The sequence below is a fragment of the Ruegeria sp. AB6 genome (assembly GCF_056542685.1).
In genome coordinates, this window is the sequence record NZ_JBQGAD010000021.1 from 1 (window position 1) to 12,783 (window position 12,783).

Below are 12,783 nucleotides of genomic sequence, written 5' to 3' on the forward strand. Positions count from 1 at the left end.
TGAAGGTCGCAGGTTCAAATCCTGCTCCCGCAACCAGTGTCAGAAATCCCCTACACAGCCCGGTCAGACTAAAATTGATCCCCCGGATCAAACACTTAGCCTCGCACCACGCGAGGCTTTTTGCTTTGCGACAAACACAACTGGAAGCACTGTGGAAGCAAACGGAGCGAATTCACCCTGTGGTGAACGCGCAACAGAGGCTATTCGCACATTGTCCCAAATCGTTGCGGTGATCAGACCTATCTTGAATTTCTGTGCAGGCTGGTTTGCCATGGTTCAGTGTCTTTCTGTTGATGTATGTGGAAAGGGGCGCGGGACCGTTTCGCCCGCGCCTCTACAGAGTCGTTCCGGCCCCAAAATCCCGCACGGCGCTGCCAACCCCGCGCGGGCAAAACTCAGGCTGCGGTGTAACTGCCGGTGTTGCCGTAGCGACGTGCCTCGGCCCATTCCAGAAGGTCACGGCGGCGATAACGGACAGACCGACCCGACTTGTAGAATTTCGGGCCAAACCCCGTTACGCGCCATTTCTGGATGGTGCGCACACTCTGGCACAGGAAATCGGCGGCTTGGCTTTCGTCAATAAAGCCGTCCAGATAATCCGTGGCGGGGCGGTTGTTGTCGTTTGCTGGTTCATTGGTGAGCATCTGTTTACTCCGGTTTGAGTTGCTGATGCTCTAGACTTGGATTACCCACCAACCATAAAAAATACCAATAAACCCCGCTTGAGTTTATTGTTTTTGGGCTTCTTTTAACTCTCTAAAAAGAGGTGAAATAATTCTGCGGATAGTTTCAGAGCTGATTTTGTCAGCAGGTACCGGAAGGTCGCCGAGACCGTGCGCGGTCAGAGCGGGGCAGGTGAGAAGCCTGCGGGGAAGCGGCTGGCCTCCGATAAAAGGCATCGCGCAGATACGAACCTGAAAGCGAAGGGCCTTCTCCCGCAAGACCGGAGGGAAGGAGCGGGGGCCGGATATTGTCTTATGACAAGTACGGGCCAATTTGCGCTAAGCGGCGAAATATGAAACTAAAAAACAACTAAACGGATGTTTGATAACGTCCAGCGAGAAATCACTTTAATGCGGTCGGCTCTTACAGGCGCGGTGCTGACGACAGTCTGCCGTTCGAACGAACTGACCCAGAGGTATGAGGCATAGGTCCTTTTTCTGATGCTCACCCTGGTTTTTGGTCTCGCTAGTCGACTCTAGCCGTTTTTACGGTTGTTTCAGGCTCAATTGAATGGTGGGATACGCTATGCGCACAGTGCTGAATGCTCTTTGCTTTCTTTTATTGTTGCTAGTTGTCGCTTACTCAACAGTATGGGGCACTTTGGCCCTATGGTTCAAATTTTCAGTCCCAGAATTGATCCGGTTAATTGCGATCGTTTCCTTTGTCGTCGTTGGCCTCGGAACGCTAGTTTCAATTTTTCGAAGAAGTAGATGGCGATGGTTGTCTGGATTCGCAGTATATCTCGCAGCAATACTAATATGGTGGAACTCACTAACCCCACCTTCGGACGGAAATTGGTCGCCTGATGTTGTACGGACAGTCACAGGTGAAATAAGCGGCAACACACTAACTCTGAATGACGTTCGTGCATTTGAATGGCAGTCGGCTGATACTTTCGAAGAGAAGTGGATTACTAGAGAATACGATCTGTCTCAAATTGAAAGTGTGGACCTCTTCATGTCGTATTGGGGTGGGCCAGAAATGGCGCACCTTATGCTAAGCTTTGGCTTTTCTGATGGCAGGTATTTGACGTGGTCGATCGAAGTACGCCGACAGGTCGGAGAGTCTTTTTCTCCCGTTGCCGACTTTTTCAAAGCGCATCCTATTGTAATGATAGCGGCGGAGGAGCGTGATGTCGTCGGGCTTCGCTCTAATGTTCGAAAAGAGAAAGTACATCTGTTCAGGCTGCGTGGTGAATTAGAAGAGCGTATCAAACTGATCAGCGCCTATGTAGAAGCTGCAAATGAAATCGCCGAGCGACCCCGCTGGTTCAACTCAGTTTTCACCAATTGCTCCCGATCAGCAATTTTAATCGCGCGACATGTTGGCATTAGCATTCCTGTCGACTATCGCGTTGTAATTAATGGCTATTTTCCTGACTACCTGTACGAGCAAGGACTGACCAATACTGAGATTGATATTCAGCAGTTATATAGTCTTGGAGATATCACAGCTAACGCGCTAGCAAACGGGCTAGACGAGGGTTACTCAGCAGCAATCCGCAAAGATGTTCCGGTTCCTTAGCTCTTGGTCTTGGAAAAGTCATTTTATCTTTGGGACAGTTGCTGGATGGTGCTGCTAGAGCAGAAGTGATTTTTCGGTCTTTCGGGTGGAAGCCTTGAGACACAGGGAAAATTGCGGCCCGCCTATTTGTCCGATATTTATATTCCATTTATGTGTAATGTGCTCTGGCTACGATGCCTTTGACGGCGATATTCGTGGAAAAAGGGTTTGTGAAGTTGAGCGTCAAAAAGACCATAGATCAGTCGCGGAGGCACTTCGTATTTTCAGGGAGCGTTTTTGTCGCGACTGGGTGCAGTTCCAAAAGGAACTTAGTCGGCCTCGAACCAACAAGAGCTTTATCCAAAGCAGAAATCGATGAAAGAGGTCATAGGATCTTTATTGCTACTGTTCGCGAACCCTCAACGGTGGCGACCGAGTTTTTTTCAGGTCGTCGCGCCAATCGTCTTAACTTTGCGGCTGTAGATGTTGTAATCCCGCCAAACCACAAGACGGGCAATATCGAAAGGCCGAGAGGCAGCTCGCCAGATCCCGATAAGCATTTCGTTATCACGAACCCGCAGATATTTGACAACGATAGCAAGTTTGTAGGCACGGTAGAGAACAGTGTTTTGGCTTTGCCAAAGGGAGAACGTGCCTCTCTGCTATGGATACATGGTTACAACACAAATCTGACTGATGCAGTATTGCGGTTTGCTCAGTTTCTGGAAGACACCGGGTATAGCGGAGTGCCCATCTTATACTCTTGGGCCTCTCAGGCTCGTTTGGGTGCCTACGTCTACGACATCAACAGTGCACTCATTGCACGGGATCAGCTTGAGGAGGTTCCTGGGCTACTCAAAGACAGTCCTGTAGAAACAATAGATATCGTAGCCCACTCGATGGGTAACCTTGTTGCCATGGAGGCCGCTCGCGGCATAGCAAATCGCGGGCTTTTCAATGTCAGCGGTAAACTCAGAAGTGTTATTCTTGCGTCGCCCGACATAGACATAGACTTATTCATTGCTCAGTTATCAGCGATCCCCAAGGACAAACGGAGGTTCTATGTGCTGACATCCGAAAATGACCAAGCTCTTGCGGTTTCAAGCTTGATTGCAAGAAACCCGCGTGTGGGACAGCTAGATGCAACATTGATTTCCGAGCTAGGTTTGAACGTGATCGACCTGTCCCAGGTACAAGACACGACCTCTGTTCACCATTCAAAGTTTGCTGACGCTCCCGAGGTTGTTCGGCTGATAGGAGACAGAATACTAGCAGGCGATAAAGGCGCTAAGGTTTCAGGTCGCGCTGAAGCCGTGGTTATTACCGCCAGTGGTACCATCGCTGTCGTTGACGAGGCGATATCCAACTGAATTTGGGAACATGACGCGCTTTCGGCCGGCTAGAGCCACCAATCTCTATTCTTGGGCTGCGAGTATTGTGCCACAAAACATGTTAGTGTCGGCCAAGTGTTTCTTCCGGCAGACGTCCGAACACCCGTTTGTATTGTTGAGCAAAATGACCTTGATGAAAAAAACCGTTTTCAATCGCAACACCTTTGATTTGAACTTCCCCAACACTGGCGGCACTAAGTGTTTTGTGGACTTTGTTAAGGCGTATGCGTCGTAACCAGGTTGCGGGGGATATACCGATGCAATCTCGAAACGCGTAGTGTAGAGTCCGAAGGCTTACTCCGATTTCACTGCATAACTCGACCAGACCCACGGAGCAGACATCGTCCGAATATGCGATATCGCACGCGCGACTAACGATTGCCGCGGAACGGCAAGATTGTAGAGAAGCAGATTTCGAAGCCCGCGAGCTAATCAATTCCCATAGGAATAACTTCGTAAATTGGTCAAGCAGGTGTTCGATCTCAAATTCATTTGCTTGCTTCGAACGGTGCAGCAAATCTTGAGCCGCGAGTCCCAGTCTTTTACTCGCCTGCTGAGCTAGACTACTGACTGGAGGTATGTCTTCAAAGTCGAGCTCATCCCCGGTGAGATTGAGCGCCAGAGACCGCGCTTCCGAAAAGTGAACGGCCAGATTTACCCCATCCCAGTTTGTACTGCCAATAAGCTCGGCTTCTCGATTGGGAGGCTGAACAACAATCGAACCTGTTTCGATTTTTTCTCCAAAAAAAACTGCGGGTTCAGCTTGTTCCAAAACCAGCGCTGCCGAAAAACAATCGGGCATACCTGTGCCGCGATACACTATTTTTCGATTCCATTTCTCCCGAGCAATCTGTTTTTGACCAACTTGAAGTAAGTCAAGACTGCTCTCCAAAGGACCAGCAGTCATTTGGTAGTACTCTTGATCCCAACCGACGGAGGCGTCCTGCAACTGCCCGACGTCAGACGTGGTTGTGAATGTCCGTTCAACCGACAAGTTTTTGTATAGTTCTTTGTCCCCCATCTATTCCGAATAACACATTCAGAAAATATGACATAACAATATTTCTTTGACACGTAACAGTCAGTTATTGAGGCAAATTCTTTGGTCTGTGACACGTATTTTGCACTTTTGGGATGTCGAAATTCCCCCTAACGATCGCCTTTCAATGCAAGCATGTTTTCCTAAACACGGGGCTTGGTAGGCGGACCGAATGCAAATTGGCGAGGGAAGATTGCGGCGTGTGCTCTTTGTCTTAGCAATATTGGCGGCTAAGGTTACTCTTTTCAGTAGCCAAGTTTATGCACAAGACAGCGCAGACGCTGCGGCGCAGGCCAATAACCCTCTGGCAAATTTCACGGCTTTCAACTTGCAGAACTATTATGTCGATGAGTTGACTGGCCCTAGCGAAAACGATGCAAATTCGTTCATTCTTCGCTACGCCCAACCGGTCCAGCTAGGGGAATCAAACTGGCTGATCCGCGCGTCTTTGCCGTTCAACAGCTTTCCTGTCGGCGATGGTGGGTCAACGGTGGATGGAGTGGGGGATTTTGACATCTTCGCCGCCTATCAGATCGACTTACAAAAACCGGGAGTAAGCTTTGCAATTGGCCCTTCTATTGTGGCTCCAACCGCCTCCGATGACCGTTTGGGCAGCGACCAATGGCAGTTGGGTTTGGCTAATGTCTACTTCAACGCAAAATCGGCAATTTGGCAGTATGGGTACTTGCTAATTTGGCGAAGCGGCGTGGGTAGCACGAACGACCGGGAACGCGTAAACACCGCCGCATTGCAACCTATTCTGTTCCGCCAACTTGGCGACGGCTGGTACACAGGCGGGGCTCCAATTTGGACAGCAAATCTGGAAAACGGTGATTATTCTGTACCGTTAGGCCTCCGGGTCGGAAAGGTCTGGGTAAAAGGAAAAACTGTATTCAACGTGTTCGTTGAACCTCAATGGTCAGTTGCCGATAGCGGACAGGGACAACCAAAACGACAAGTGTTTTTTGCACTAAATATGCAGTTCCAATGATTGAAACGAGCGTCTGAAAAAGGACTTACTACAACGCAAAAAAGAGAGGGCCCAAGTGAAAAGCTTAAGAATCCGCCTCCCTGTTCCGTCGGGTGTTCAGGAAAGTTCTTCTGCGCCGACCAAAAAATGAGATTGCTGACACTAGTCACGTAGCTGCCTGTTAGATGACCGATTCGGTAGGGCGTTCACTAAAAGCACTTTTTATTCTAAGGTTTGAATTAGTGTTTTGTGTAGCAAAGTTAAGCGCCTACGATGAAGTCTGAGTAACGAACGGAAAGCCAAACAGCGCGGTCATCCAACCTGTCCAATTCAGTGAGAGTAAAACAAATGGAAAAAACTTGCTTTAAACAACACGCCAAGTTTTGGATGACGATTTGTTTTGTAGGTGCACTTGCAGGGTGCTTTGAAGAAGATAGTGCCGAAGCGACAGAAAAACCTGCTCGACCGGTTTTGTCGATGATCGTGGGTGACACAGAAAGGTTTCGGACTGACAGCTATCCTGGTCGAGCCGAAGCTGTACGGGAAGTGAACCTGTCTTTCGAAGTATCGGGGCGAATGATTACCAGACCGGTCGATGTGGGATCGACTGTCAGATCAGGGGAAATTCTCGGTTCTTTGGACCCGGAGCCTTATATAGCTCGGATTCGCACAATTGAAGGGGAACAAGCTTCTCTTCAAGCGGCATTGTCCAACGCAACCACAGAATTGGAGCGCAGAGAAAAACTGCTCGAAAATGATTTTGTTTCTCAGGCCAACGTCGACGACCAAATTATGGTTGTCGATGCAGCCAAGGCAAAAATTGAAGCGACTGAAGGTTTGCTGGACGCTGCTCGTCTCAACCTAAACTATACGGAACTGAAAGCACCTTTCGATGGGATTGTGTCGGAGGTTTTTGCGGACAACTTTCAGAACGTTGTCGCGAAACAACCGGTAATGCGCATCCTGGATACTTCCCAGATCGAAATGGAAATCGGCGTTCCAGAAGCTCTTATAGGGCTGGCTCCTTTCGTGGAAGAAATCAGCGTTACTTTTTCAAGCCTACCGAATTTAGAAGTTCCTGCAGAAATTTCCAGGATAGGTTCTGAGGCGTCGCTCAGCACTCGTACGTATCCAGTTACAATTGTAATGGATCAACCTGACGAAGCCAAAATCCAACCCGGGATGGCCGGTAAAGCGACTGCTCGTGTACGACTGCCCGAGAACTGGGCGAAGACCGGTGTTGAGATTCCCAGCGCAGCTGTGTTTTCGCCTGACGGGGAAAACGCGGGAAACACTTTCGTTTGGCTTATTGATGAAGCGTCAAACACAGTTTCTCCAAAATCTGTTGAAGTAATTTCTATCGGGGGGAGGGGATTAGTTGTTCAAGGGCTTGATGCGGGGGATCGTATCGTCACTGCAGGTGTCAATGTCATAACCGAGGGCCAAAAGGTCCGGGTCGAAGCGCCTTAAATTCTGGAGGCAGCCATGTCACTTCCGCAGATATCCATTGAGAACCGAGTTGTAACGTATTTTACGCTGTTCCTTATCTTGGTCATCGGAACTTTTAGTTATTTCCGTCTTGGCCAACTCGAAGATCCCGATTTTACAGTCAAAACCGCGATCGTGATTACTCAATATCCTGGTGCAAGCCCTGAAGAAGTTGAGCTAGAGGTTACTGACCTCATAGAATCTGCGATTCAAGAACTCCCGGAACTTCGTTTTCTTACGTCTTACTCAAAAGCTGGACTTTCAATTGTAAAGGTCGAAATCAAACAGGAGTATTGGGCGGACCGCTTGCCCCAAGTTTGGGACAAGATGCGTAGCAAGGTTCGGGATGTCCATGGTCAGCTTCCGCCAGGAGCCATGACCCCAAACGTTATCGACGACTTCAGTTTTGTGTATGGGTTCGTTCTTGCGATAACGGGCGACGGTTTCTCCTACGCGCAACTGGAAGAATACGTAAAGGCGATCCGCAAAGAGCTGGCGCTTGTTCAAGGAGTTGCACGTGTCGAAACTTGGGGAGTGCAGCCAAAGGTTATTTACCTTGATGCTTCGGAACAAAAGCTTCTGGATCTCGGGGTAACGACGGAAGACTTTGTTGCAACGCTGGCACTGCAGAACCAGGTCGTTAATGCGGGGCAACTAGAGCTTGGCGATATGCGCCTTCGAATTGCGCCGACTGGAGAATTTAAAAGCCCGGAAGATATCGGGAACTTACGAGTCCGTACAAGCTTGCTGGACAAAGCTCTGGATATTCCCGCGGATTTTGCTGATGAGGCAACTCGCCCCAGAGACCGCAGTGCTGAAACAATCGCAATCAAGGACGTTGTAGATGTCAGACAAGGTTACCTGGAACCACCCATCAATGTCATGCGATTCAATGGCCAATCCGCAATTGGGATATCAATAGCCAATGTGACTGGCGGCAATATTGTAGACACGGGACGAAATTTGGATGCGGCTTTGGCCATTGTCGAGGCCAACCTTCCCTTGGGAATTGAAATGCACAAAATCGCTTGGCAGAGCGATCTCGTGACGGAAGCCATAAACGCCTTCATGATAAACTTGGGCGAAGCGGTTCTTATCGTCCTAGTCGTTGTTGCTCTGGCCATGGGTTGGCGTATGGGGCTGGTAATAGGCGGTGCGCTTATCCTGACGATCCTCGGCACCTTCATTGTAATGTCTATACTGCAAATTGATCTTCAAAGGGTTTCTCTAGGTGCGCTGGTTATTGCTCTGGGAATGATGGTCGATAACGCCATTGTAGTTGCAGATGGTATGGCTGTCCGTCTGAAGAAAGGAATGGATCGCAAGGCGGCTGCCATTGAAGCCGCTGCCCAACCGAGTTGGGCTCTTCTGGGAGCGACAGTTATCGCAATGATGGCTTTCTACCCAATCTTCGCAGCAACCGCAGATGCAGGCGAGTATGCCGGTTCACTATTTGTGGTGGTAGGGGTTTCGCTGCTGCTAAGTTGGCTTATTGCCATGACAATCACGCCATTGATGTGCGTTGATCTTATCAAGATCTCCGAAGCCGACCAAGACTCATCACGAGATCCATATGCGGGCGTTGTTTTCACGATGTTCCGCGCGGTCTTGTCTACGTGCATCAGAGTGCGCTGGCTTACCGTACTTGTTATGCTGGCAGTGTTCGGATCCGCGCTTTACGGGTTCCAGTTCGTAGATCGACTATTCTTCACTGATGCGACGCGGCAGCAGTTTATGGTCGATATCTGGGCACCTGAAGGTACGCGCATTCAACAAACTTCGGCTCTGGCAAAAAGGGTGGAAGATCACCTGGAGGGAGATGAGCGTGTTTCCGGAGTTTCCACGTTTGTAGGTTCCGGAGGCCCCAGATTCTATCTTCCCGTTGATCCAGAATTTCCTTACGAAAGCTACGCACAAGTCATTATTAACACGACCGATCTAGACAGTGTTTATAGCCTTGTCGAAGAACTAGAGCCTTGGGTTGTGGATAACCTGCCTGAGGCAATGGTCCGAGTTCGAAAGTTCACAGCAGGTCCCGGTTTTACTTGGCCGTTCGAGGCAAGGTTCTCGGGCCCGGCGAATGCAGACCCGGAAGTGTTGAGGGATCTTGCGCGGCAGGGGGTGGAGATACTTCAAAAGTCGCCCAACGCAAAGGACATCCGGACCGACATGCGCAATCGAGTTCCAAAGATTGTTCCTGAGTTTGATCAGGTTACGGGTGTTTGGACCGCAACTTCTCGCGCTGATATCGCGAATGCGTCTCGCGCGGCATTTGACGGTTTGCCCGTCGGACTCTATCGCCAAAACGAAGATCTCTTGCCAATTATTGTTCGACGTGTCGACGATGAAAGGCAACGAACTGCCGAAGACTTTGAGCTTTTGCAGGTCGTTCCAGCCCTGTCTGTAAAGAACTTGCCGCTCTCTGCGGTAACAGAAGACATCAAAGTTGAGCTGGAAGACCCAATTATTGTGCGCTGGAATCGCAAGCGCGCTGTAACTATTCAGGCCAGCCCTGACGAAGTTACATTTCCAACGTTGTTCGAAAGTGTCCGTGAGGAGTTCGAGGCTATACCCTTGCCTCCCGGTTATCAGTTGGAATGGCGAGGAGAATACTTCGGGACAGTGGACAGTCAAACTTCGCTTCAGCCCGGTGCGGCGCCCGCTATCATAATTATCGTGTTTTTGATTGTGGTGCTCTTCAACGCTATTCGACCAGTTTTTGTGATCTTCTCGGTCGTCCCGCTGGCGATAATCGGTATTACCGTTGGTTTGCTAACATTCCTGCAACCCTTTTCTTTCATGGCGTTGCTTGGGGCCATGAGCCTCATCGGGTTGATGATAAAAAATGCGATTGTGTTGTTAGACGAAATCAATCTGAATAAATCGCAAGGTATGGAACAGTATGACTCGGTAATGAATGCTGCTGTTTCTCGACTAAGCCCCGTTTTGCTTGGCGCAGGTACAACGATTCTTGGTGTTCTTCCATTGATGCAGGATATCTTCTGGGTCGCCATGGCAACGACGATGGCCGTCGGATTGGCCTTTGGGACGGTGTTCACCATGATAATGATTCCGGTCTTCTACTCGATTTACTATCGTGTGAAGGAGCCAGCAACGTAACCAATTGGGGTTATCTTTCCAGCCGGTAAAGCAACCAAAGGCGAGAACAACGATACCCTCTACAGCGGGGCAGAGATGACTATCGATTTCTTTCAGCTTTTCTCAGCCAACTCGGTGTTGGTCGTTTTTACGATCATTGCCATCGGTTACGTGATAGGCAACGTCAAAATTGGTCAATTCGAGATAGGGATTACCGGCGGTGTTTTGTTGTGCGCTTTGGTTTTCGGTCATTTTGGATTTCAAATTGATCCGATCGTCCAATCAATCGGGTTTACTTTGTTTATCTACTCGGTTGGATGGCAAGCGGGTCCTCAAATTATAAACGTGTTGCGCCAAGATGGCCTCAGCTATTTGACCATCGCACTATTTATGTCACTGGGCTCTTTTGCATTAGTGGTTGGACTGGCGCTTGTGGTCGACTTGGAAAACGCGCTTGCCGCTGGTTTGATGGCAGGGGCATTGACGAGTACTCCTACACTTGTAGGGGCGCAGAACGCTGTAGAAGCCGGGTTGGTTCCAATTCCGGCCGGTTCAACTTCTGAGGCGATAATCGAAAGCATCAGTGTAGGATACGCGATTACATATATCTTTGGTACCGTGGGTCTTTTGCTGCTTGTTAAGCTTTTACCAAGCCTGCTTAAAATTGATCTGGTTGAAAAGGCGCAAGATTTTGCGAAGGAACGCGGCTTCGTTGCTGAGGATTCAGCAAAGGAGGCCGAGCGCCCAATTTTACGGGCTTACGAGGTTCCATCTGTCGATTACGAAAAGAAAACCGTAGCTCAAGCATCATCCGATTTTTTGTCTCAATATCAAGACTATGGCGCCATCTATAAGTTAAAGCGCGGCAACGACATAATCGACGTGTCGCCAGACACAACTCTTGAGCCTGGTGACAAACTCGCATTTTTTTGCTCGCCGAAACTACATGAGAAAATTCGGGAGGAAATGAAGCTCGGCCGCGAAGTGCTAGACGAAGACTTGGTAGACGCTGTGGTCGACGTTGTTGAAGTGGTTGTCAATTCCAGCTTCGCAGTCGGTCAAACGATCGGGCAGCTTGCAATCCAACAAGAGCATGGGTGCCGACTGACGCGATTGACACGCTCGCAAATAGAAATGCCGCTGTCACCTTCGACAAGGGTCCAACGTGGCGACGTGATGTATTTGACCGGCGAGCGTGCCGCTTTGCAGCAGTTAGTTTCGATATTGGGGGTAGAAGAGCGGGCCGCGGTGGAAACCGACTTGTTGACATTTGCAGCCGGAATAGTCGTAGGGCTGTTTATTGGTCAGATAACAGTAAGAATTGGTGGAATTGACGTAGGAATAGGTAATGCCGGCGGTCTACTTGTTTCAGGGATCGCAGTTGGCTTTCTCAGGGCCAACCGCCCAACGTTTGGTCGTATGCCAGCTGCGGCGCGCTTTATTCTTATGGAGCTAGGGTTGCTGTTTTTTATGGTTGGCGTTGGCCTAAATGCCGGCGGTGGCATAATCGAAGCTCTTGGTGCAGTCGGGCCGAAACTATTTCTTTGTGGTGTTGTCGTGACGTGCATCCCACTATTGGCTGGATATGCATTTGGGCGGATTGTTCTGAACATGAATCCAGCCTTACTTTTAGGGGCTCTCACTGGTGCAATGACAAGCACACCAGCTCTCGGGATAGTTCAACAAGCGGCGAAGAGTTCCGTTCCATCCCTTGGCTATGCAGGAACTTACGCGCTTGCCAATGTACTTTTAACGGCTCTTGGAACACTAATCATGCTGCTTTGATAGTTGTTCGAGCTACTTGGTGTGAGTCCCATATAGGCTAACAAGTCTCGCGATTAGTATTGCTTGGAAAAGAACTCCTACAACCGCTTCTAAGATTGACCAGATTTGAACAACCGCGTTGCTGGAGGTTATGTCTCCATAACCTAGGGTTGTGAGTGTCATAAAGCTTAAATATATGTAACTACTCCACTTTTCAGATCCGTTAGGCTCTCCAAAATCTAGAGCATGTGGCAAAACTGTATGTATTATTGAAAAAATCAGTGCCCAAGCAATACCGATCAATAGATAGCAGGACACAGCATCGGTAATGACTTTCAGGTTAATATAATCGGCTGCAATAATGGCTTTCATCAAACTGATGAACGCAAGTACCAACAAAAATAGGGACAAAATATACCCTACTACGAACCAAGCGTCTCCGAAATCTAATACGCCGGTTAAACGAACGAGTAGAGTTGCCAAAGCTGCCGCAATTGCTGCCAATTGTACTGTGGGACGAACTGCCAAAGAAAGAACAGCGCTCATTAGCACTAGGCAAAAAATCACATCCAGAACTCTTTGCCCAAGGACAAAACTCTCCAGCAGCGGAGACATCACGATCATGAGTAGCAACGAAGCTAACAACAAGTAAGAGTTATGCTGCATAAGCATGCTTTTTCAGTTTATGGCCCAGTCATTGAGGCGCGGTTGGTCTTTCATACTATATCGTTGGGAAGATTTTGGTGTCACCGCGTTAGTCTCAGCGAGCCTCTGTGATGCTAAAACAGTTTTGTTCCACTATGTGC

Annotated in this window: 9 protein-coding genes; 6 read left to right on the forward strand and 3 right to left on the reverse strand. The window is 49.1% G+C overall.

The annotated features are described in order from the left end of the window. Positions 1–395 precede the first annotated feature (395 nt). Entirely contained in the window at positions 396–644 is a 249-nt protein-coding gene (locus ACR0DB_RS21935; protein WP_480552977.1) for a helix-turn-helix transcriptional regulator, read from the reverse strand. A gap of 604 nt (positions 645–1,248) precedes the next feature. On the opposite strand from ACR0DB_RS21935, the gene ACR0DB_RS21940 reads away from it, so the two are divergent. Beyond that, the gene (locus ACR0DB_RS21940) at positions 1,249–2,247 is read left to right on the forward strand and encodes an Lnb N-terminal periplasmic domain-containing protein (protein ID WP_170787507.1); all 999 of its coding nucleotides are present in this window, start codon (positions 1,249–1,251) and stop codon (positions 2,245–2,247) included. A 194-nt stretch (positions 2,248–2,441) separates the two neighbouring features. After that, positions 2,442–3,596, forward strand: a complete 1,155-nt coding sequence (locus tag ACR0DB_RS21945; RefSeq protein ID WP_480552978.1) for an alpha/beta hydrolase — start codon at positions 2,442–2,444, stop codon at positions 3,594–3,596. 82 nt (positions 3,597–3,678) lie between these two features. Here ACR0DB_RS21945 and ACR0DB_RS21950 read toward each other — a convergent pair whose 3' ends face one another. After that, the gene (locus ACR0DB_RS21950) at positions 3,679–4,524 is read right to left on the reverse strand and encodes a helix-turn-helix domain-containing protein (protein WP_480552980.1); all 846 of its coding nucleotides are present in this window, start codon (positions 4,522–4,524) and stop codon (positions 3,679–3,681) included. Positions 4,525–4,828: 304 nt separating this feature from the next. On the opposite strand from ACR0DB_RS21950, the gene ACR0DB_RS21955 reads away from it, so the two are divergent. The 4 genes from ACR0DB_RS21955 (at position 4,829) to ACR0DB_RS21970 (ending at position 11,998) form a co-directional block, all read left to right on the forward strand. Next, on the forward strand, positions 4,829–5,647 hold the full coding sequence (locus ACR0DB_RS21955; protein ID WP_480552982.1) for a hypothetical protein: 819 nt from the start codon (positions 4,829–4,831) through the stop codon (positions 5,645–5,647). A gap of 327 nt (positions 5,648–5,974) precedes the next feature. Next, positions 5,975–7,096: an efflux RND transporter periplasmic adaptor subunit gene (locus ACR0DB_RS21960; protein WP_480552983.1), complete on the forward strand. Its 1,122-nt coding sequence runs from the start codon at positions 5,975–5,977 to the stop codon at positions 7,094–7,096. Positions 7,097–7,111: 15 nt separating this feature from the next. Next, positions 7,112–10,234, forward strand: a complete 3,123-nt coding sequence (locus tag ACR0DB_RS21965) for an efflux RND transporter permease subunit (RefSeq protein WP_480552985.1) — start codon at positions 7,112–7,114, stop codon at positions 10,232–10,234. Between the two features lie 75 nt (positions 10,235–10,309). Then, positions 10,310–11,998, forward strand: coding sequence for an aspartate:alanine exchanger family transporter (locus ACR0DB_RS21970; RefSeq protein ID WP_170791765.1), 1,689 nt, complete (start codon positions 10,310–10,312; stop codon positions 11,996–11,998). A 12-nt stretch (positions 11,999–12,010) separates the two neighbouring features. On the opposite strand, the gene ACR0DB_RS21975 is transcribed toward ACR0DB_RS21970, so the two are convergent. Continuing rightward, positions 12,011–12,643, reverse strand: coding sequence for an ion channel (locus ACR0DB_RS21975; protein WP_480552987.1), 633 nt, complete (start codon positions 12,641–12,643; stop codon positions 12,011–12,013). Between the last annotated feature and the right edge of the window lie 140 nt (positions 12,644–12,783).